Source organism: Propionivibrio soli (assembly GCF_025770765.1).
GTDB lineage: Bacteria > Pseudomonadota > Gammaproteobacteria > Burkholderiales > Rhodocyclaceae > Propionivibrio > Propionivibrio soli.
On record NZ_JANZKY010000004.1, the window covers coordinates 58,986 to 80,495 of the forward strand.

The following is a 21,510-nucleotide window of genomic DNA, read 5'->3' on the forward strand; positions in this document are numbered from 1 at the left end:
GGCATCCCGCCTTTTCAAGGTTGCTCTTCCGCAAGCGCCGAGCGCTAGCTCTCAGAGCCGCTCACTACGCCATCTAACGTATTCCGGGCGCAAGGCCCCTTCCTTAATCTGGCGCCGTGCCATGGACGAAAAGTCCTCGCCCTGGCCCGACGCCTATGCCACCCGATTAAGGAGTCCTTGCATGAAAACCCGCCGCACCTTCATCAAAGCGACCGTGCTGTGCGCTTCGATTGCCGCCATGGGGCTGACTGCCCTGCCGTCATTTGCCGCCGATACCATCAAGGTCGGCATCCTTCATTCGCTTTCGGGAACGATGGCCATTTCCGAAACGGCGCTGAAGGAAACCGCCTTGATGACGATCGACGAAATCAACAAGGCCGGCGGCGTGATGGGCAAGAAGCTCGAACCCGTCGTCGTCGACCCCGCATCGAACTGGCCACTGTTCGCCGAGAAAGCCCGTCAGCTGCTCACCAAGGACAAGGTCGCCGTCACCTTCGGCTGCTGGACCTCCGTGTCGCGCAAATCGGTGCTGCCGGTCTACAAGGAACTCAACGGTCTGCTCTTCTATCCGGTGCAGTACGAAGGCGAAGAGCTTGAGAAGAACGTCTTCTACACGGGCGCCGCGCCCAACCAGCAGGCGATCCCGGCGGTCGAGTACCTGATGAGCAAGGACGGCGGCGAAGCCAAGCGTTTCGTCCTGCTCGGCACCGACTACGTCTATCCGCGCACGACCAACAAGATCCTGCGCGCCTTCCTGAAATCCAAGGGTGTCGCCGAGGCCGACATCATGGAGGAATACACGCCGTTCGGTCACAGCGACTATCAGACGATCATCGCCAAGATCAAGAAGTTCGCCTCCGAAGGCAAGAAGACGGCCGTCGTCTCGACGATCAACGGCGACTCGAACGTGCCGTTCTACAAGGAACTCGGCAATGCCGGTCTGAAGGCCACCGATGTGCCGGTGGTCGCTTTCTCGGTCGGCGAAGAGGAACTTCGCGGCGTCGATACCAAACCGCTCGTTGGTCACCTCGCCTCGTGGAACTACTTCATGTCGCTCAAGAACCCCGAGAACGACAAGTTCGTGAAGATGTACAAGGACTGGGCGAAGAAGCAGAAACTCCCGAACGCCGACAAGGTCGTGACCAACGACCCGATGGAAGCGACCTACATCGGCATCCATATGTGGAAGCAGGCCGTCGAGAAGGCCAAGAGCACCGATGTCGACAAGGTGATCGCCGCGATGGCGGGCCAGACCTTCAAGGCGCCGAGCGGTATCACGTCCAAGATGGACGAAACGAACCACCACCTGCACAAGTCGGTGTTCATCGGCGAAGTGAAGGCCGACGGCCAATTCAACGTCGTCTGGAAGACGCCGGGTCCGGTCCGCGCGCAACCGTGGAGCCCGTTCATCCCCGGCAACGAGTCGAAGAAGGACGGCCCGGAAGGCATGTAAGCGCTTCAAGCCGCAAAGAAAAACGGGGGCCTCGCCCCCCGTTTTTCAATCCGTGCTCACTACCCTTTGACGGCGCCCATCGTCAGGCCTTTGACGACGTACTTCTGAAAAATCATCGTCAATGCGATCGCAGGCGCCATGATCGCTACCGCCGCGGCCATCACGCCGCCCCAGTCGACCTCGGCATACGAGAGAAAGTTATAGACGGCGATCGGCAGGGTCTTCGTCTTCTCCATGCTCAGCACTTGCGAGAACATGAAGTTGTTCCAGGAAAAGATGAACGACAACGTCGTGGCGGTGATGATGCCGGGTCCGGAAAGCGGCAGGATAATCGCCAGGAAGGCATGCTGTCGCGTTGCCCCATCGACCATCGCTGATTCCTCGAGCTCGCGCGGGATCGCTTCGAAGTACGATGACATGATCCAGACGACGATCGGCAGCGCGATCAGCATGTGGCTGAGCACCAGCGCGACGTAGCTGTCCATCAAATCCAGGCGGGAAAAAATGATGTACCACGGCATCAAGAATGAAATGCCGGGCATGAGACGCGCGAGCAAGATGAAAACCGCCAGCTTCTTCTGCGCAAAGCGCGCAATCGAGTACGCGGCCGGCAGACCAAGCAGGAGTGACAGCGCCACGGCGAAGCCGCCGACGATTGTCGAGTTGATGAAGTATTTGAGGAAATCCTGCTCCTCAAAAACCTTCCGGTAGTTGGCCAACGTCGGCTCGAAGAAAAGTTTTGGCGGCCACGAAATGATGTCGACCTGCGTCTTGAACGACGAGGAGAGCATCCACAAAAAAGGAAAGAGGACGACGAGCGCGATCAGCACGACGGCAATATAGAAGAGAACGTTCGAGAGAATTTTCTTGTTCACTCGGAAGCTCCTCAATTTTCAGCCGACGCGCGGGCCTTCATGATGGCCAGGCTGCACATGAAGACGATCAGGAACAAGGCAACCAGGACGACCGCCGATTGCCCCATGCGGAAGTACTCGAAGCTGTACTTGAACCCCATGATGTTCAGGGTTTCGGACGCGTAGCCCGGACCACCGCCGGTCATCGCGAAGATGATGTCGAAGGTCTTCAGCGCATCGATCAGGCGCAGGATCATCGCCGTCAGGATGACCGGCATGACCATCGGGATCGTTACGTACCGGAGGATCTGCCATTCGCTGGCGCCGTCGACCCGGGCCGCTTCGACCGGCTCGTCGGAAAGGCTGGCGAGGCCGGCCAAAACGATGAGGGTTATCATCGGCGTCCATTGCCATACGTCCACCAGGATCAGCGATGGAATAACCGTACTATCGCTCGAAATCCAATGTCCCTGCGGTAGTCCGAGCGAACTCAAGACGAAGTTGGCGAGCCCGATCGTCGGGTCGTAGAAAAGATTGAACACGATGCCGACAGCGACCGGCGTCGCGACCAGCGGTAAGAGCAGAAGCAGCTTGGCGATGCTCTTGCCGACGAAGGCGCGATTCAGGATCAAGGCGATGGTGACGCCGAGAACGACCTCGATGATCACGGCGAACACAGTGAAATAGAAGGTGCGGGCTACGGCGTCGAGAAAACGCGGCTCGGTCAAAACCCGCAGATAGCTATCGAACCCAACGATTTTTGCGGGCATGCCGGACGTCAGGTTCCAATTGGTAAAGCTGAGGAACAGCGTGTAGAGCACAGGGAAGACCATCAGCAGGGCGATGAAAATGACGGCCGGCAGCGGAAAAAGAACCGGCAGATTGCGTTCGGTAAAGCTCGACTGGCTCATTGAATCCCTCTGAAATCAAATCGCGGCACGGAGGGCGCCCCGGCCCCCCGCGCAAAGCGCCGTCTGATTACTTACCGTACTCGCCCGTATCCTTGAGCAAACCGTTCACCTGGTTCACCTTGTCTTTCGCCATCTTTTCCAGATTGGCCGAAGTTCCCTTGGTGTTGATCGACTCGATGATCAGTTCGCCGATCAGGTCGCGCGCTTCGCCAACGGCGCTCATATACGGCCGGTCGACTGGCGTCCCGTTCTTGGCGGCGAAGGTACGCGTTTCGATGAGTCCGGGATTGATCTTCGAGAGCACCACCTCATCCGACCACACCGATGAGCGCGCCATCGTGATGTTGCCGACCATACCCTTGATCGCCATCTCCTTGCTCGTCGCCCAGTCGAGGAACTTCATCGCGAGGTCCTTCTTTTTCGACTGCTGGGCGACCGACATACCCCACGAAGACACGATGAACGGTGCGTTGGTCTTCGGGCCCGCCGGGAAGTTGGCGATGCCGAAATTCTCCACCGGGACCTGAGTCTTCGACGGATCGATGATCTGGCCAAGGAATACCGAGGCGTCCGTCCACATGGCTACCTTGCCCGCCTGGAAGAGCGGCATGATGTTTTCCCACGACATCGACGTCACACCCTTCGGGCCGTAGGTGCCGAGCAGCTTGCCGTAGAAGCGCAACGCGTCGACCGCGGCTTTCGAGTCGAAGACGGCGGTGCCCTTGTCGAGATACTGCCCGCCGTAGTTATAGACGTAGCTGGAAAGCTGGGTCACCGCCGCCGCCCCCTTGCCGCGCGAAGCGATGCCCGCCACCGCCTCGGAATTGAGCTTTTGCGCCGCGGCTTCGAGCTCCGTGAAGTTCGTCGGCACCTTGATGCCGGCTTGCTGCAAGAGGTCCTTGCGGTAATAGAGAACCTGCCATTCCGTAACCAGCGGCACGATGTATGGTTTGCCGCCGAAGGATGCCGCCCCCATGATGTTCTTCGGATAGTCGGCAAAATCGTATGCCGTCAGCGGGGCATACCAGCCGTTTTTCGCGAACATCTTGCCTTCCTGCAGGGGGCGCGTCATGAAGACGTCGACCGTCGAGGATTTCGTCGCGAACTCGGTCGTCAGTTTTTGCGTCAGTTGGCTTTCCTGCAGGCTTTCGACGTTAACCTTGATGCCCGACTGTTTTTCGAATTGCGGAATCGATTGCTTGATCAGTTCTCCATACGGGTGATTCGCCAGCAGCACGCGGATTTCACCGGATTTGGCTTGAGCCATCGCCCCTCCCGAGATGCAGAGCGAAGACAGAACCGCCACCGACGTTACGAGTATTTTTCTCATAAGACCTCCACAAATTAGAAAACAGGCTCAGCCAGGAACAACCTCTTTGGAATGACTTGTTGGACAACCTCCCGACGGCTTTCGGCAAACGCAGCGCTCTGCGGCATTCCGGATGCCGTCAAGCGATCGTGAGCGACGTATCCTTGTCGAAAACGTGCGTCTTGGGCATTTTCAAGGCCACCTGCAGCGTGTCCCCAACCTCGATCGCCCTGTCCGGAACCTCCATCCGCGCGACAATCGAGTGCCGTCCACAGCTTAGGTAAACAAAGACCTCCGAGCCAAGGAGTTCGACGACCTCGGCGCGCGCCGTGAGGATGTTTTGTTCGCCTGAAACGCCGTTGCCAGCAAGCGCCATGTCTTCCGGGCGTACGCCGAAGACGATTTGGCGCCCGACGTAGCCGGCGAGTGAGGCGTTGAACGCTTCCGGGAGCGCGACCTTGAAGCTTTCGGCGTCGACGATCAGACCGCCGTCACCCCTTACCAACGTGGCGTCGATGAAATTCATGGCCGGCGAGCCGATGAATCCGGCGACGAAGCGGTTCACTGGCCGCGAATACACTTCCATCGGCGCCCCGCTTTGCTGCAGCACGCCCTTGCTCATGATGAAAATTCGATCGGCCATGGTCATGGCCTCGACCTGATCGTGCGTCACGTACACGATGGTCGCTTCGAGGCGACGATGCAGCTTGCTGATTTCGGCCCGCATCGCCACGCGCAGTTTGGCGTCGAGGTTGGAGAGCGGCTCGTCGAAGAGGAACACCTTCGGCTTGCGCACGATGGCCCGTCCGACGGCGACGCGCTGCCGCTGCCCGCCGGAAAGCTCTTTCGGCTTGCGGTCGAGCAGTTCGTTGAGTCCGAGGATATCAGCGGCTTCACGCACCCGTTCGTCGATCTCCTTGTCGGAGAGCTTGCGGATCTTGAGGCCGAAACCCATGTTCTCGCGCACGCTCATGTGCGGGTATAGCGCGTAGTTCTGGAAGACCATGGCGACGTCGCGTTCGCGCGGCGGCATGTCGTTCACACGCGTATCGCCAATGTAGATTTCGCCGGAAGTGATCGTTTCAAGGCCGGCGATCATGCGCAACGCCGTCGATTTCCCGCATCCCGACGAACCGACGAGAACCGCGAATTCCTTGTCCTTGATCTCGATCGACAGGTTGTCGACCGCCGTGGTCGAGCCGAACCGCTTAACGACGTTCTTCAGAACCACGCTTGCCATAGATCTCCGACCTCGTCTTGGACCGCGATTTTTGGTATTGCAGGAGCTGGTTTGCCGGCGCTCGAACTTGCCCGCAACTGTGTCACCGAGGTAATAAGCTGTCAACGCAAGGAGGCAAGCGTCCGCGCCGAATGTCCGGCGAACGCTTTCCCTTGTGCGGCCCTGTGGGGGCAAAGACCGTGCCGACTCAACGGCGTGGAGCGCTCTCACCGCGCCCTTCAGGTTATTTGCCGAACAGACCTTTCAGCTTGTCCTTGAGTTTGTCTTCAGCCTTGTTCTTCAGCTCTTCTTTCTTTTCGTCGAGCTTGGCCTTGGCCGCCTCGCTGGCGAGATCGGCGAGCTCCAGCTTGTAGGAGAGCGCGTCGAACGGGCCAGTGACCCGCACGGGAATCGTCAGCCCTTGCAGCTGCGCCAGATCCTTTCCTCCTTGCCCGGCGCTCGTGTTGACAACGCTCGTCTTGGCTAGGTAGTTCATCTGGCCGCCGCCGATGTCGATGTCGCCCGCGCCCGTCACGCGCAGGAAAGGCGACTTCATCAGCAGGTCGTCGTTGCGGGCAACGCCCTTGGCGATATTCAGCGTGGCCGTGAGTTCCGAAAAGTCGGTCTTGTTCGCCGCATTGGCCTGTTGCGTCGCGCCCTGCTTAGCGCCGAGCTTGCCCTTGATGTCGCGCAAGGTCTGCGCGAGGTTGATGCCTTTGATGGCCCCGTCGCGCAGACTGAGCGCGGCTTTTCCGCCGAGCGCCTTTTTCATCGCGGTTACGGTGTCGCCGTTGGCCGTTACGTCGAGCGCCACGTTACCGCGACCTTCAAGCAAGTCCTTCTCGGCGAGGTCCTTCATCAGCGGGTTGATGCTGATGCCCGTGAGATCCTGCTTCACGGCGATCAGGTTGCCGGCCGAATTCACCGACAGGTTTCCGCGGGCAGTGCCCTCGTAAAGATTCAGCGACAACGGAGCGATGTCGAGACGGCCGCCGGCGACGCGGACCTTGGCGTCCAGCTTGCTGAGCTTCAGACGCGACACCTGCAGCGCGCCAATGCGCACCGTCCCGTTCGCGTCGATCCCCTTGAGCGCGGAGAGGTCGATCTTGTCCTCGGCTGGTGCGCCCGCGCCTTTCGGTGATGGTTGTCCTCCCGCCTGCCCGCTGCCCGGTTTGGCCTCGGGAGTCTTCTCCGCTTTCTTCGCCTCGTCCTTCTTCGGCGGCAGGTACTTGTCGATATTGAGCCGGTCGACGTCGACCGCGAAGCCGAGCGCCAAGGGCGAGAACTTCGCAACGTCGAGCTTGAGTGCAATCTTCGATTCGTCGAACTGCGTACCGAGGTCGGCAAGCGCACTCTGCTTCGTGAGGTCGGCGCTCAGGCGTCCGGCGAGCGGAATCTTCACCTGCTTCATCGGCATGCGCGGATTCGCGATTTCCAAGTTGCCGTCGAGCTTTTCCAGAGCGACAGTCCGCGCCGCGAGGTCGGACTTCACCGGGGAAGCGAGCCGCGCCTTGATCGTCGATTCGCCGGATTTGGCGTCGGCTTCGAGTGCCAGCTTGCCGATCTTGAGTGCGTTCTTGTCGCCCTCCACACCTGACAGGATGAGCTTGGCGGCGGCGTTGCGCTCCCGGCCCTTGAGGCTCGCCGAAACGTTGACGGTCTCGCCCGAGGAGTGTTCCGGCGAAATGCTGAGCTTGGGCACGTCGAGCTTGAGGTCGAAGGTGTCGTCGCCCGTCTTGCCGTTAGCTGCAAGCGAGAGCGCATCGACGGCCAGCGATTGGCGCCCGCTGTCGGCCTGTACGCGGCCGCTACCGAGGTCGAGATTGGACTGCGTCGTCGTCGACCCGGCCTTTTCGTCGCGCCATGTCACCTGGGCACGGGCGACGCGGATACCGGCAATGTCGACGTGCAATGGTTCGGAGGCGCCGCCGCTGGTTTGCGGTTTTTCCGGTGTTGCCTTGGGCGACTTCTCGTCGCCGCCCGTCAAGTCGGCGATGTTCAGCGTGCCGTCTTTGCGCTTGATCAGCGTCACGTGCAAGCCGTCGACCTCGACGCGCCGCACTTGCACCTGTTTGGAGAGCAGCGGCATCACGGCCACCGCCACGCGCGCCGAATCGAGCGCCAGGAATTCCTGTTTTCCGCCGGGCTCGGACAAAGTCAGGCGCCCGACCTTGATACCGACGTCCGGCCACACCGAGAGTTCGAGGGGACCGGGAATATCGAGTTTGCGCTGCTTCTTCTCCATCACCGTGTTGATGACCTGTGCCTTCACCTTTTCGCCGTCAAAAAACGCGTACAGCGCGACTATCCCAGCCACGACGAGAACGAGAACGACAGCGAACGCGATGCCCAGGATACGCAGTACTTTCATAGGAATCCCCTTCTCCCTCGAGAGGTCATGTAGCCCTCAGCTTAGCAGCCGATCGCCGATTTAGCCGAACGGCAAGCGTCGCTAACGCTCCTCGACAGGGGGACGTGATTCCACCAGCACAACCAACAGGGAGAGTGAAGCGTCCTACGCCGACCGTTTTCCGTAGCGCAGCTTCATCGCCAGTACCGACCCGGCGAGCGCGAGCGTCACGACGTTGGTGAGGATCAGGGCGATCTGCGCCGATACGACGCCATAGACGAGCCACAGGCAGACGCCGGTGACGAAGGTCGAGTACATGCCGAGCGAAATGTCGTCGACCGAGCGTGTGCGCCAGATCTGGGCAACCTGCGGCAGAAACGACAAGGTGGTGCAAATGCCGGCGACGATACCGAGAAAATCAATGAACATCATGCTGTGTCAATAACCTTTGCAAAGAAGCGTTTTCGCGGCCCGCGACACGCTAGGCAGGTTGGCCGCGGGCATCTCTCCACGGCAAACGCCAGGCCGACGGCGCCGGGCTCGACGAATGGATGCCGAAAGACAGAACCACTCTAGGGAACGTCAACCACGGATGAATGGCGTAGCGGCGCAAGTTGCTACGTTTTCGGATCAACCGATGCGGTAATTGTTGACCTTACACGTACCGGCTCGCATCATCGGGCCATGAGCTGACGCAGTGGGCCCGACCTCCGCGCTCTCGCGTCAGCGCACCTGCCGGCAACGCCAACGCCGCCCACGCCATGCTGATTCGCGAAATCGTCGGCCGCACCATCGGCCATAACTGGCACTACGTCGCCCATGTCGGCCGGAGCTGCCCTTTTCTTTGGCACTATCACCCGGAGTTCGAGCTCACGCTGACCCGGCATTCGTGCGGCGTTCGTTACGTCGGCAACGACGTGCAGCCCTTCGGCGACCACGACCTGGTGCTCGTCGCTCCAAACTGCGCGCACACGTGGCACAGCAACGAAGGCATCGACCACAGCCGGACGCGCATCCACGTCGTCTTTTTCACGCTTGAATGGCTGCAAGGGCTCGCCGAATGCGGCCTGCCGGAATTGATCGTGCTGAACCGGTGGCTATCCGGCGTGCGCCAAGGGGTTGTATTCAGTCCGGCGCTGGCCGAGCGTGTCGTGCCCTTGTTTTCTGCGCTGGACAAGGAACACGGCGTGAAACGGCTGGCGGTGCTTCTGCAGATTCTCGATTCGCTGCCAAAAGACGATAACGCCCGCCATCTGGGCATCGGCCATACCTCGCGCGGCGGCAGCGATCGGCGTGTCGACACCGCCCTGCGGCACCTGCAGGAGAACTACCAACATGCCGTCAGTCTGGGGCAGGTGGCGAACGCCGCGGCGACGAGCGCCTCCACATTGAAGCGCGTCTTCCGCGAACGGCTGGGCATGAGCGTCACTGACATTCTGATTCAGTTGCGCGTCGGCCATGCCTGCCACCTGCTGATCTCGACCGACTATCCGGTGCACCGGATCGCAAGCGAGAGCGGCTTCAACAACCTCGGCCATTTCTTTCGCCAATTCGCGGCGCAGCGCGGCTGTACGCCGGAAGAGTTCCGGCGCCGCAATCATCTGCCGGCCCCCGGTGAGACGCCGCCTCCACATTTGCCGGCCCGCTGCTCGATCCGCTGAAATCCGCACGGTTGTTTCTGGTTACGGGTGGATTGCCGTACAACCGAGCTTGTCTTCTACCGTCTGCCTCAAAACCTCGTCGACTTCCAACTGCTTGGTCGTCGGCTTGTTGGCGCCGCTCTTGAGCGGCAGTTTGGCGGCTTCGATGACCCAACGTACGGCTAATTCGAGCGGTACGTGCGCGGTGTTAATCGCGATATCGAAGGCGTGCGAAGCTTCCCAGGGCACGTGGTAGAACGATTCAATGAACGCCGTTCGGATCGCGTCTTTCTCCTTGACGAGCGCTGATGCCTCGGCGAAGGAGATCTTCTGCTCCTCGCTCACCCGCTCGATGCGATCGGCCAGCGGCGCGTGGAGGCGGACATGGAGCACGTCGGCCAGCCCGGAGAGTACGGCGTAACCGCTGCGTCCGAGAATCACTGTGTTGCCGTGGTAGGCAGCGGTGCGGATCACCTTGTTCAGCATGCGGACCATGATGTCGCGGCGGTCGGCTTTATCACCGTCGAATCCTGCCCAGAAGCCCGGCTGCTTCTCGTATTCGATGTCGAACTCGCTCAAACCGTACTGGCAAAGCACGGTGCTCACGAACGCCTTGTCGACGACGTGATAACCGAGCGAACGGGAAACCTGCTCGGCCAGCGCGTCGCCGCCGCTGCCGAATTCGCGCGAAATCGTGATCACTGTCATGGTGCGGTCTCCTTTTTGTCTCGATTCAGAACACTACGTCCGCCTTCATCGTAGCAGTAGAAACGACGCTTTGCCGGCTGCAGTTAGCCGTATGTCATTTTCAGTTACAGCATTTACCGCATTCTCGCGGCGAGTTTTGATGAGCAAGCTCCTCCCAAATTCGGAGCATGTACCCCATGTCGATGCCCCATGGTGGGACATACGCGGCGTCTGACGGCCGGCTAACAGGGTGGTGACCATCGCTTCTTACTCCTTGATATCGCGTCATTTTTCCGATTTTCGGTTATGCGGATCGCGGATGGCATGGCCGTTGCTTTTAACTCTCCATACCGGTCAGACCAGTCGAACCTCTTCACCATGCCCAGCCTTTCGAACGTCGCCGCACAGAACCTTCAACGCCTTATCGCAGACGGCACCTATGCCGCCGGCAACGCCCTGCCCTCGCAGCGCGAACTGGCCGATACCCTCGGCATCAGCCGCGCTTCGTTGCGCGAGGCGATATCGATGCTCGAAGCCCTCGGGCTGGTCCGTTCGCATCCGGGCAAGGGCGTCTTCGTCACCGCCGGAACGGCACGCGACGACCGCGACCTCCCGGCGAATCCGGCCGGCATGCGACCGGAAGCCATCTTCCAGTTCCGCTTCGTGCTCGAGCCAGCCGCGGCGAGCCTGGTGGCTGCCGATCCGCGCAGCAACGTCGACGAGCTGCGCGCCATACAGTCCCGGCTTGAGGCCGCGTTGCATGCCTTCGACCTCGTCACCGCGGCCGAGTGCGACATGGAATTTCACCACGCCATCGCTCGGCAATCGAGCAACGAGGTGTTCGCCTCAGTTCTAAGGCAATACGAAACGCAGGTCGCCTACAGCCTGCAGCTGCCGTTCGCCAACACCCGCGGCATCTGGGACACCGCCGACGAGCACCGGAACATCATCGACGCCATTGCCGCGCACGACCCGGCCGCCGCCCGACAGGCGATGCAAACGCATTTGCTGCGCGCCGCCGGCCGGGTCGGCATCCATTTTTACCAACCCTGAAACCACAGGAGAAGCACCATGAACAGCAAGCGTCTCATTCGTACCTTGGCGTTGCTTGCAGCCGTTGCCGCCGGAACGATCGCGCCTGGAGTCAAGGCCGATGTGCTGAGCACGATCGCCAAGACAGGGACGATCAAGATCGCCGTGCCGCAGGACTTCCCGCCGTTCGGGAGCGTGGGCGCGGACATGAAGCCGACCGGGTACGACATCGACGTCGCCAACCTGATCGGCAAGGAGCTGGGTGCCAAGGTAGAACTCGTGCCGGTATCGAGCGCCAACCGCGTGCCTTTTCTGACCACCGGTAAGGTCGATCTCGTCATTTCGAGCATGGGCAAGAACGCCGAACGCGAGAAGGTGATCGACTTCTCGGCCGCTTACGCACCGTTCTTCAACGGCGTATTCGGACCGGAGGACATCAAGGCAGCAAAGGCCGAAGACCTTGCGGGCAAGACGATCTCGGTCACCCGCGGCTCGATCGAAGACTTGGAGCTCTCAAAGATTGCGCCGACCAGCGCTGTCATCAAGCGTTTTGAGGACAACAACGCGACGATCACCGCCTACCTGTCGGGACAAACGCAACTCATCGCCACCGGCAACGTCGTCGCCGCCGCCGTCAACGAGCGCAGCAAGCTCCGCCGCCTGTCGACCAAGTTCCTGATCAAGAATTCGCCGTGCTACGTGGGGCTCGCCAAGGGCGAATCGGCGCTCCAGGCGAAGCTGGACGAAATCATCGCCAAGGCCAAGAAGAACGGCTCCCTGAACGAGATTTCGCAGCGCTGGCTGCATGCCGCCCTGCCGGGGGATTTGTGACAGGAAATGCGTGAGCGGCAGGCGGAATCGCCGTTTAGCCCCCCAATCCCCTTTGTCAGGGGGAGCCAGCTAGTCGGGTAATTTATCCACTCGGCGCGCTCCTCCCCTGACAAGGAGAGGTCGGGAGGGGTTGAAGCGCCTCACCAACCGCACCGACACCCATTCAACCCGAAGCAACTTCCATGGCCTACCACTTCGACTTCACTTTCGTTCCGGATTACGCCGGCATGCTGGCCCAGGGCGTGGCCTATACGCTCGGGCTGACGGTGGTCGGCGGCACGCTCGGCATTCTCATCGGTATCGGCGGCGCCGTCAGTCGCACCTGGAACGTGAGGCCGTTCGGTCCGCTCTACGGATACTACGTTGAGCTGTTCCGGAACACGCCGTTCCTGGTGCAACTGTTCCTCATCTTCTTCGGCCTGCCGTCGCTCGGTATCAAGCTCGCCGAGTGGCAGGCGGCGATCCTGGCCATGGTGCTCAACCTCGGTGCCTACAGTACCGAGATCATCCGCGCCGGGCTGCAGGCCACACCGCGCGGGCAGGTGGAGGCGGCGGACTCCCTCGCCTTCACGCGCTGGCAAGTTTTCCTGCATGTCATGCTGCGCCCCGCTTTGCGCAAGGTTTGGCCGGCACTTTCCAGCCAGGTCGTGATCACCATGCTCGGCTCCTCCGTGTGCTCGCAGATTTCCGCCGAAGAACTCACCTTCGTCGCCAACTTCATCCAGTCGCGCAACTTCCGCGCCTTCGAGACCTATTTTCTGACCACGGCGATGTACTTCGGTCTGGCGCTCCTGGTGCGGCAAGCGATGCACGCCATCGGCCGCCACCTCATCGTGCGGAGGCCTTCGCGATGATGACGTTCTCGCTGTGGGACATCGTGCGCAATCTGCTGATCGGTGGTGCGCTCACGTTGCTGCTCTCCTTGGTCGCGTTCGCGCTTGGCGGCGCCACGGGCCTCTTGGTACTCTTTGCCCGCATCGGCAAGTGGCGAGCGCCGCGCGCACTGGCGCAGATGCACATCGAGCTGTTCCAGGGCACGCCGTTGCTGCTGCAACTGTTCACCCTGTTCTTCGGTTTGTCGCTGTTCGGGCTCGACGTGCCGGCCTGGCTGGCCGCCGGGCTGGGCCTCACGTTGTTCACCAGCGCCTTCCTCGCCGAGATCTGGCGCGGCTGCGTCGAGGCCGTGCCGCGGGGCCAGTGGGAAGCGAGCGCCTGCCTGGCGATGACCTACTGGGAACAGATGCGCCATGTGATCCTGCCCCAAGCGATGCGCCTCTCGATCGCGCCCACGGTCGGTTTCGCCGTGCAGGTGGTCAAGGGCACGGCCGTCACCTCGATCATCGGCTTCGCCGAGCTGACCAAGACCGGCTCGATGATCGCCAACGCGACCTTCCAGCCCTTCCTCGTCTATAGCCTGGTCGCCCTCGGTTACTTCATCCTCTGCTACCCGCTGTCGCGCTACGCGCAAGCGCTCGAAAGGAGCTTCCATGCCGCTCGTTAGCACCAACCGCCTGCACAAGTTCTTCGGCACCAACCACGTTCTGCGAGGCATCAAGCTTGACGTCGAAGAAGGCGAAGTCGTGACCATCGTCGGCCGCAGCGGCTCGGGGAAAAGCACCCTGTTGCGCACGCTCAACGGGCTGGAAAGCATCGACGACGGCGTCATCGAAGTCGACGGCGCGACGCTGGAAGTCGACCGCGCCGACGCCTCGGCCTTGCGTAATCTGCGCCAGAAGGTCGGCATGGTCTTTCAGCAATTCAACCTCTTTCCGCACCTCTCAGCCGGGCAAAACGTGATGCTCGCACCGCAGGTGGTCAAGCGAACGCCAAAGAAGGAGGCGGAAGAAATTGCCCGGCGCATGTTGGAACGCGTGGGGCTGGCCGAGAAGTTCGACGCCTTTCCCGACCAGCTCTCCGGCGGTCAGCAACAGCGCGTTGCTATTGCGCGCGCGCTCGCCATGTCGCCGAGGGTGCTACTGTGCGACGAAATCACCTCGGCGCTCGACCCGGAACTCGTCAACGAAGTGCTCGGCGTTGTGCGCCAGCTTGCCGGCGAGGGCATGACGCTGATCATGGTCACGCACGAGATGCGCTTCGCGCGCGAGGTGAGCGACAAGCTGGTGTTCATGCACGAAGGCAAGATCCACGAGTCCGGCCATCCCCAGGCGATGTTCGCCAAGCCGGCGACGGCGGAATTCGCCAGTTTTATCGGGTCGCTGAATTAACGCTCCTCGTATCCAGGAAAAATGACGAATAACTCAATCCAAATCGCCGAATCTGCCGCCACGCCTCCTTGGGCGGCGCGTGCCATCAACCTCGCCGACCCGCGCCTAGGCGCCGAAGCCGTTGCCTGCTCAGACGACTTCTTCGCGCCGATGGCGCGCCTGCTCAACCCCGATCCGGCGTGTTTCATTCCCGGCAAATACGACGACAACGGCAAGTGGATGGACGGCTGGGAAAGCCGCCGCAGGCGCGTTGCCGGGCATGATTGGTGCCTCATCCAACTCGGTTGCCCGGGAACGATCGCCGGCTTCGATCTCGACACGAGTTTCTTCACCGGCAACTATCCGCCCGCTGCGAGCATCGAGGGGCTACCGGTCGGAAACGATCCGCAGTCCGGCGGCTGGCAAACGCTCATGCCGACGATCGCGTTGCAGGGCAACCGGCACCATCTGGTCGAAGCGGACGCCCGCGGTATCGTCTATTCGCACATCCGCGTCAATATCTTTCCCGACGGCGGTCTCGCCCGGCTGCGCGTCTTTGGCCGGCCCGCAACGCAGGCGATCGAAACCGACTCGGACGGACTGGTCGATCTCGCCGCCGCGCGCCATGGCGGGCGCGCCATCGCATGGAACGACGCGCATTACGGCGCCGTGGCCAACCTCCTGCTACCCGGACGCGGCGTCAACATGGGCGATGGCTGGGAAACACGCCGCCGCCGCGAACCAGGCCACGACTGGTGCCTGATCGCGCTCGGCCTGCCCGGCACCGTGCGCCGCATCGAGGTGGATACGGCCCACTTCAAAGGCAATTTCCCCGACCGTTGTTCGCTGCAAGGCGCCTGGGTGCCCGATCTCGACGAATCGGCGATGCCGGCCCAGTCCCAATTCTGGGCGCCGCTCCTGCCCGAAAGCCGTCTCACTGCCGACAACGTCCACGCCTTCACGCTCGACGCCGACCAGCCTGTCACTCACGTCCGCTTCAACCTGCATCCCGATGGCGGCGTGTCGCGTCTTCGCCTGTGGGGCGTGCCGGTTGGAAAGGCGGGCCGATGAACTTGCACGTCGAGCCTTTGAATCGGGCCGCCTTCGCGCCGTTTGGCGACGTCATCGAGGCCGACCCGGCGCAAGCGTCGTTTGCGATCAACGGCGGTACGTCGCAACGCTTTCACGACCTCGCCCACCTCGACCCAGGGGACGGCCGGCTGATCATGAGTATCTTCCGCGCACAGCCGCGGCAATTGCCGCTTGCCATCACGATGCTCGAACGTCATCCGCAGGGCTCGCAGGCATTCATGCCGCTCGGCGGCGCCCTGTTTCTCGTCGTCGTCGCGCCGCCCGGCGACCGCATCGAGCCGGCGGCGATTCGCGCCTTCCTGGCGCACGGCCGTCAGGGCGTCAATTTCGCTCCCGGTGTCTGGCACCATCCCTTGCTCGCGTTGCACGGCGAGAGCGATTTCCTCGTCATCGACCGCGACGACCCGAACGATAATTGTGATGAGCGGCGCCTCGAACGGCCGCTGTGGTTGCATCTAGACGTGTCGCAGGTCGGTGCCGCCGCATGAGTACCGCAGTCGGAAACGAACCAGACCGCCATTGTGGCACGTAAGGTGGCATGTAAGGATTCGACGGCGCGACGTCGATCGCAACACCTTACGGCGAACCGAAGCCTCGTAACGCCGGTATCATTCCACCTCTTGGCAACAGAACAATAACTTTGCATCCATGCTTACCGGATTTCTCAGACTGCTGGCTTTCCTCGTGGCCGGCGAAAGCGTCGTTTATCTCCTCGCCCTGCCGCTGCCCGGCGCCGTCGTCGGCATGGCGTTCCTGCTCATCTGGCTGCTCTGGCGCGGGCATGCGCCGTCTGAAAACCTGACCAAGGCGGCGAACGGTCTCCTGCAATACCTTTCGCTGTTCTTCGTGCCCGCCGGCGTCGGCGTGATCCTGCACTTCGAACGCCTGCAACGTGAATGGCCGGCCATCGTCAGCGCCATCGTGTTCGCCACGCTGGTCAGCGCCGCCTTCACCGCCCTGCTGCTCAAGGCCCTGGCTGGAAGGAAGAACGGACAGGAGAGCCGCCATGGTTGAGCGCCTTTCCGGTTTGTGGACACATCTGCAGACGCTGCCGGTCTTCTGGCTGATGCTGACGTTGGCGGTTTACCAGCTCGCTCTGCAGCTCACCAAGCGTACCCACGGTTTCCCGCTGGCCAACCCCGTCGGGCTGAGCATCCTCGTGCTGGTGCTCCTGCTCTACTTCACCGGCACGCCGTACGAGCGCTATTTCGCCGGCGGCCAATGGATTCACTTCCTGCTCGCTCCCGCCACCGTGGCGCTCGCCGTGCCGCTCTATCTGCAACGCGAGCGCATCGGCCGCCTGTTGGTGCCGCTGCTGATCACGCTCACGCTCGGCTCGCTGTTCGCGATCGGCCTCTCGGTCGGCATCGGCTGGGCGCTTGGCGCGAGCCCCTCGACGTTGCTGACGCTCGCGCCAAAGGCGGCCACGGCGCCGGTGGCCATGGGCATCGTCGAAAAACTCGGCGGCATACCGTCGCTGACCGCCGCCGTCGTCATCCTCACCGGAATCACGGGTTCGATCGCCGGACCGTGGGTACTCGACCGCCTCGGCATTCGCGAACCGGCCGTGCGCGGGTTCGCCCTCGGCCTCGCGAGCCACGGCATCGGCACCGCACGCGCCTTCCAGGAAAGCACCGAAACGGGGGCCTTCGCCGGGCTCGGCATGGGCTTGAATGCGCTGATGACAGCGGTGTTGGTCCCCCTGCTTTACCGTCTGGTTTCCTGACCCGCCTTCGGCATCCCGTATGCGCCGCGCGGCCCTGTTGCTGATCGCTCTCACGTGCGCGGTGCTGAACGGTTGCGCCTATCTCGGCACCGTCGCCTCGCAGTCAGCCTATTCGATCAAACAGCGGGTCGCGCCGGAACAACGCACGGCGAAACACCTGCTCGACCGTAACACTGCCTTTGTGTTCGGGCGCATCCTCGGTGCGCCGACTGGGAGTGCCGACACCATGACGGTGATCGCTGTTTCGGACGCATTCCGCGACAGCGAGGTCGTCGACGTAAATACGCTGGCACGGCCCGACTCGTATTACGGTCTCAACCTGCCAGACGGCCGTTATCACCTGCTGGCCGTCGTCGATCGAAACGCCGATGGCGTATTCACACCCGACGAGGTGGCAGCACGTCGCGATGTCGTTGTCGATACGCGCCAGCCAGGCGGCAGTGTCGTCGGCGACGTGGATATCGATCTATCGGTGCCCTACGAGGCGGAAACGTGGACGTTCCGGGTCGCCAAACGGCCGACCCTCGCGCGAGCCGAATCGATCTTCTATCCCACCGGCACGTTGCGCACACTCGATGACCCGGTGTTTTCGCCCGAAATGGCGAGCCTCGGCCTGTACCGTCCATCGGCGTTTCTCGAAGAAGCGCCGATGATGTTCTACGCGTTGGAGGAAGACCTCGGGCACAAGGTCCCCGTGGTCTTCGTGCATGGCATCGGCGGTAGCCCGCGCGAGTTCGCGGCGATCGTCGCCCGCCTCGACCGCACCCGCTTCAAGCCGTGGTTCTTCTACTACCCCTCGGGGATGGATCTCAAGCAGCTCGGCGCGATGTTCTACAAGCTCTTCCTTTCCGGCGAGGTGATCCCCAGCCCCGAAGTGCCGATGGTGATCGTCGCGCACAGCATGGGCGGATTGGTGGTGCGCGAGGCGATGAACAATCTCAAGGGATCAGCCACGGAAAACCGCGTGCCGTACTTGATCACGATCAGCAGCCCGTTCGGCGGGCACCCGGACGCCCGCGCAGCGAGCCATGCACCCGTGCCGCTGCCCGCATGGCGTGATCTGAGCCCGGAAGCCGACTTCATCGCCAGCCTGTACCGAAAGCCGCTGCCGGCGACCACCGCCTACCACCTCGTCTACACTTTCGGCCATAACGGCAACCCCAGCCGGAGCGATGCCAACGACGGCTCGGTGCCCTTAAGTAGCCAACTGGCAAATGCAGCACAACGCGAGGCCAACGGGCAGCGCGGCTTTGCCGACGGACACACCGAAGTCCTGCGCGACCCGGGGGCCATCGAACACATCCTCGGAACATTCGCCCAGACGCGTCCGCCCTTCCCCGAAGCGGCGCTTCGTTCCATGGCAGAAGGCGGGTACCCGGCGGCGGCCGAAGATCCGGCGTTCCTGCCGTTGGAGGCGTACTTCGTCCGCCATTACGGTCGCTTCGTGGATGCGTTGGTGGCCGGCGAGATCGCGCCCTTCCACCCGGTGCACGAGCATTTTCTGCGCGCCGCGCGCGGCGAAGCGGAGGCCGAGAATCCGTTCGAAACCGCTTGGCTGAAGCTCTCTCGGGCATATCCGGACCGCCGGGAGCGCGGGTCAAAACCCTGAACTCCTCGAAATAAGCCCCAAGAAAATGCAGAAGGAATAAAGCGCGCAGAGGCTCAATCCTCCACGCGCCAGGGAAATCAGGCTGCGATCACCCGCTGGCGCTGCCGGCCAAGGCCGGTAATGCCGAGTTCCATGACATCGCCGACTTTGAGGTATTCCGGCGGTTTGCAACCGAGGCCGACGCCGGGCGGCGTCCCGGTGATGATGAGGTCGCCGGGTTCCAGCGTCATCACGCGGCTGCAATAGCTCACCAGAAAGTCGCAGGGGAAGATCATCTTCGACGTGTTGCCCGTCTGCCGACGCACGCCGTTCACGTCGAGCCACATGTCGAGGTTCTGCGGGTCCGGGACTTCGTCGCGGGTCACCAGCCACGGGCCGACCGGCCCGAAGGTGTCGAAGCCCTTGCCCTTGTTCCACTGCCCGCCGCTGCGTTCGAGCTGGTAGGCGCGCTCGGAAATATCGTTCGCCAGGCAAAAGCCGGCAACGTAGTCGAGCGCCTCGGCCTGCGAAACGTTGCGCGCGCGCCGCCCGATCACGATGCCCAGCTCGACCTCCCAATCCAGCTTGGTGCCGTCCGGCGGCATGATCGTGTCGTCGTTCGGCCCGCACACGCAGCTCACCCACTTGTTGAACATCGTCGGCTCTTGCGGCGCCGGCACACCGGATTCCGCCGCGTGGTCGCTGTAGTTGAGACCGATCGCCACATACTTGCCCATGCCGCTCCAGGGCACGCCGAGGCGCACGTCGCCCGCGACCTTCGGCAAGCGTTCCAGATCCAGCGCGCGCAGCACATCGAGCGCTGCCGGCGAAAGCGTCCGCGGGGTGAAATCGTCAAGCAGCCCCGACAGATCGCGAATGTTCCCCGACGCTTCGAGCAGCCCCGGTTTTTCCTGGCCCGACGGGCCATAACGCAAGAGTTTCATGGCATCTTCTTTCGGTTGTTTGAGCGGAAAGGCGTGCGGAGCCGACACGCCCCGCGCACTGCCACGCATTATAGAAGGGGCCTGACCACCTGTCCGGTACGGCGCCCAGCGCTCCGGTGGGTCGAGGCCGGGGGATTCTGCTGCTCAGGATCGGCTTTCAGCGGCTCGCCACTCTTCCAAGTCCATCTCCCCCAGGCAAAAGAAAACAAGGGCAGCCTGGCAACATACCCCCTGCGCCCCTTTTTGCCCGTCTTACCCTGACAAGGGGAAGACGGGGGGCTAAACAGCGGCTCCGTCATCAACAACCGCCGCCAACCCCTCCCGGCCTCCCCTTGTCAGGGGAGGAGCGGTCCCCTCTCCATGGCCTGTCGTTTCCTTACCGCAACGACGCGGCTCCGCACGGCGGTCAAACCGCCCCGTGCTTCTCCAGCCGCTCAATCAACGCATTCGCTTCGGCAAACTGCGTCTCCCCGAAAACCGTGATTCCCACCGTCTTCAGCAAGGCCGCCGTCACCCCGGCGTGCGGGACGCGTCGGCTGGTAAACGAACCGTCGTAAATGTAGTTCGACCCGCACGAAGGGCTGCCGTCCTTGAGCACGGCCACGCGCACCCCTCGGCGCTGCGCCTCGCGCAACACCTTTTCGGCGCCGGCGATGAACGCGGCGGACATGTCCTGGCCGTTGCCGTCGATCACCCTCGCCTTGCCGGCATGCACTTCCAGACCATCGACGCCGCCGGTCGTTTCGGCCGCCGGACGCGGCACAGGCAACCCAGCCGCGACTTCCGGACACACCGCAATCACGCGCCCCTCGCTCAGCCAGCGACGGAGTTCCGGGCTGTCGTATTCCTTGTCGATACCGTTGTAGCGCACGTGCTGCCCAAGCAGACACCCGCTGACGAGAACGTATTCCATGCTTCCTCCTTCTCCGCGACCGGCGCGGACCCTCAGCCGGCAAGCGGCTCTACGCTCTCAGAGCATAGATCGCGCGCCATGACGAACAAGCCGATCTCGGCTTTATCGGTGCTGAACGGAATCTCGCCGATCATCTGGAAACCGTGTTTCTGATAAAAGGCCTGCGCGCCGCGATTGGACTTCAACACATCGAGCCACACCCAGGATTGCGCACGCTGCCCCACCTCCCCGAAAACGGCATCCAGCAGACGCGCCCCATATCCCCTGCCCGTCGCCGCCGAGGAAAAATAGATTTTCTGCAACTCAGCACCCACCGTCTGCCGCACCGGATCGGGCCGATCCCAATTGATTTTCGCGAAGCCCTTCGGCTCACCAGCATCGCGCAGCACCAGCCACGCATGTGTCGGCGAAACCAAAGACGCCTGCAACGCCTTCTCCGAGAAATCGCGTTGCAGAAACTCGCTCATCGCCCGCTCGGACCAGATCGACGTGAAGTGGTCTCGGTAAGTGCGGCAGCCAAGGTCCGCAATGAGATCGAGGTCGTCGAGGGATGCCGTTCGTATGTCCATCTTGAATACGTCGTCTTTCCTAGCGGCGTCAATCCGTAGCGAGGGAGTTATGAGGACTATTTTCCACTTCGGCCGGCTGAAGTGGAAAGTCAGCGAGTCGGTCCATATCGGCAATGCCGTTTAAGCCGCTGCACCAGTACGCTGATGTGATCGGATTGTAAGGGCGAAACCTCCGGAGTTGCCCGCCG

At 62.1% G+C, this 21,510-nt stretch carries 22 protein-coding genes; 12 read left to right on the plus strand and 10 right to left on the minus strand.

Going from position 1 to position 21,510, the window contains the following annotated elements:
* Window positions 1–181 precede the first annotated feature (181 nt).
* Entirely contained in the window at window positions 182–1,453 is a 1,272-nt protein-coding gene (urtA, locus tag NZ453_RS05480; RefSeq protein WP_263769421.1) for an urea ABC transporter substrate-binding protein, read from the plus strand.
* 59 nt (window positions 1,454–1,512) lie between these two features.
* Here urtA and NZ453_RS05485 read toward each other — a convergent pair whose 3' ends face one another.
* From NZ453_RS05485 to NZ453_RS05510, 6 genes are all read right to left on the minus strand, one after another.
* A complete protein-coding gene (locus tag NZ453_RS05485; protein WP_263769423.1) occupies window positions 1,513–2,328 on the minus strand; it encodes a carbohydrate ABC transporter permease in 816 nt (271 codons plus the stop codon).
* An 11-nt stretch (window positions 2,329–2,339) separates the two neighbouring features.
* Complete coding sequence (locus NZ453_RS05490; protein WP_263769424.1) at window positions 2,340–3,218, minus strand: carbohydrate ABC transporter permease; 879 nt, start codon at window positions 3,216–3,218, stop codon at window positions 2,340–2,342.
* Window positions 3,219–3,285: 67 nt separating this feature from the next.
* The gene (locus tag NZ453_RS05495; protein WP_263769425.1) at window positions 3,286–4,548 is read right to left on the minus strand and encodes an ABC transporter substrate-binding protein; all 1,263 of its coding nucleotides are present in this window, start codon (window positions 4,546–4,548) and stop codon (window positions 3,286–3,288) included.
* A 118-nt stretch (window positions 4,549–4,666) separates the two neighbouring features.
* Entirely contained in the window at window positions 4,667–5,767 is a 1,101-nt protein-coding gene (locus tag NZ453_RS05500) for an ABC transporter ATP-binding protein (protein WP_263769426.1), read from the minus strand.
* Window positions 5,768–5,990: 223 nt separating this feature from the next.
* Complete coding sequence (locus NZ453_RS05505; protein WP_263769427.1) at window positions 5,991–8,117, minus strand: AsmA family protein; 2,127 nt, start codon at window positions 8,115–8,117, stop codon at window positions 5,991–5,993.
* 144 nt (window positions 8,118–8,261) lie between these two features.
* On the minus strand, window positions 8,262–8,528 hold the full coding sequence (locus tag NZ453_RS05510; protein ID WP_263769429.1) for a SemiSWEET transporter: 267 nt from the start codon (window positions 8,526–8,528) through the stop codon (window positions 8,262–8,264).
* A 329-nt stretch (window positions 8,529–8,857) separates the two neighbouring features.
* On the opposite strand from NZ453_RS05510, the gene NZ453_RS05515 reads away from it, so the two are divergent.
* Entirely contained in the window at window positions 8,858–9,757 is a 900-nt protein-coding gene (locus tag NZ453_RS05515; protein ID WP_263769431.1) for an AraC family transcriptional regulator, read from the plus strand.
* A gap of 21 nt (window positions 9,758–9,778) precedes the next feature.
* On the opposite strand, the gene NZ453_RS05520 is transcribed toward NZ453_RS05515, so the two are convergent.
* Window positions 9,779–10,444, minus strand: coding sequence for a cytidylate kinase-like family protein (locus NZ453_RS05520; protein WP_263769432.1), 666 nt, complete (start codon window positions 10,442–10,444; stop codon window positions 9,779–9,781).
* A 357-nt stretch (window positions 10,445–10,801) separates the two neighbouring features.
* Here NZ453_RS05520 and NZ453_RS05525 point away from each other — a divergent pair, with 357 nt between their 5' ends.
* The 10 genes from NZ453_RS05525 (at window position 10,802) to maoP (ending at window position 18,917) form a co-directional block, all read left to right on the plus strand.
* The gene (locus NZ453_RS05525; protein ID WP_263769433.1) at window positions 10,802–11,476 is read left to right on the plus strand and encodes a FadR/GntR family transcriptional regulator; all 675 of its coding nucleotides are present in this window, start codon (window positions 10,802–10,804) and stop codon (window positions 11,474–11,476) included.
* A gap of 18 nt (window positions 11,477–11,494) precedes the next feature.
* The gene (locus NZ453_RS05530) at window positions 11,495–12,286 is read left to right on the plus strand and encodes a transporter substrate-binding domain-containing protein (RefSeq protein ID WP_263769434.1); all 792 of its coding nucleotides are present in this window, start codon (window positions 11,495–11,497) and stop codon (window positions 12,284–12,286) included.
* A 182-nt stretch (window positions 12,287–12,468) separates the two neighbouring features.
* Window positions 12,469–13,140, plus strand: coding sequence for an amino acid ABC transporter permease (locus NZ453_RS05535; protein ID WP_263769435.1), 672 nt, complete (start codon window positions 12,469–12,471; stop codon window positions 13,138–13,140).
* Window positions 13,137–13,787: an amino acid ABC transporter permease gene (locus NZ453_RS05540; protein WP_263769436.1), complete on the plus strand. Its 651-nt coding sequence runs from the start codon at window positions 13,137–13,139 to the stop codon at window positions 13,785–13,787. The genes NZ453_RS05535 and NZ453_RS05540 overlap by 4 nt, the downstream gene beginning before the upstream one ends.
* Window positions 13,774–14,511, plus strand: a complete 738-nt coding sequence (locus NZ453_RS05545; RefSeq protein ID WP_263769438.1) for an amino acid ABC transporter ATP-binding protein — start codon at window positions 13,774–13,776, stop codon at window positions 14,509–14,511. Before NZ453_RS05540 ends, NZ453_RS05545 begins: the two co-directional genes overlap by 14 nt.
* A gap of 21 nt (window positions 14,512–14,532) precedes the next feature.
* Window positions 14,533–15,561 carry an allantoicase gene (gene alc, locus NZ453_RS05550; RefSeq protein WP_263769439.1) on the plus strand — a complete coding sequence of 343 codons (1,029 nt, stop codon included), beginning with the start codon at window positions 14,533–14,535 and terminating at the stop codon, window positions 15,559–15,561.
* Window positions 15,558–16,070, plus strand: coding sequence for an ureidoglycolate lyase (locus NZ453_RS05555; RefSeq protein WP_263769441.1), 513 nt, complete (start codon window positions 15,558–15,560; stop codon window positions 16,068–16,070). Before alc ends, NZ453_RS05555 begins: the two co-directional genes overlap by 4 nt.
* A gap of 160 nt (window positions 16,071–16,230) precedes the next feature.
* Window positions 16,231–16,596 carry a CidA/LrgA family protein gene (locus tag NZ453_RS05560; protein ID WP_263769442.1) on the plus strand — a complete coding sequence of 122 codons (366 nt, stop codon included), beginning with the start codon at window positions 16,231–16,233 and terminating at the stop codon, window positions 16,594–16,596.
* Window positions 16,589–17,308 carry an LrgB family protein gene (locus tag NZ453_RS05565; protein WP_263769444.1) on the plus strand — a complete coding sequence of 240 codons (720 nt, stop codon included), beginning with the start codon at window positions 16,589–16,591 and terminating at the stop codon, window positions 17,306–17,308. The genes NZ453_RS05560 and NZ453_RS05565 overlap by 8 nt, the downstream gene beginning before the upstream one ends.
* Before the next feature lie 19 nt (window positions 17,309–17,327).
* Window positions 17,328–18,917: a DUF413 domain-containing protein gene (gene maoP / locus NZ453_RS05570; protein ID WP_263769445.1), complete on the plus strand. Its 1,590-nt coding sequence runs from the start codon at window positions 17,328–17,330 to the stop codon at window positions 18,915–18,917.
* A 77-nt stretch (window positions 18,918–18,994) separates the two neighbouring features.
* On the opposite strand, the gene NZ453_RS05575 is transcribed toward maoP, so the two are convergent.
* The 3 genes from NZ453_RS05575 to NZ453_RS05585 form a co-directional block, all read right to left on the minus strand.
* Entirely contained in the window at window positions 18,995–19,840 is an 846-nt protein-coding gene (locus NZ453_RS05575) for a fumarylacetoacetate hydrolase family protein (RefSeq protein ID WP_263769446.1), read from the minus strand.
* Window positions 19,841–20,246: 406 nt separating this feature from the next.
* The gene (locus NZ453_RS05580) at window positions 20,247–20,753 is read right to left on the minus strand and encodes a 2-thiouracil desulfurase family protein (protein ID WP_263769449.1); all 507 of its coding nucleotides are present in this window, start codon (window positions 20,751–20,753) and stop codon (window positions 20,247–20,249) included.
* 32 nt (window positions 20,754–20,785) lie between these two features.
* Entirely contained in the window at window positions 20,786–21,322 is a 537-nt protein-coding gene (locus tag NZ453_RS05585) for a GNAT family N-acetyltransferase (protein WP_263769451.1), read from the minus strand.
* Window positions 21,323–21,510: the final 188 nt, after the last annotated feature.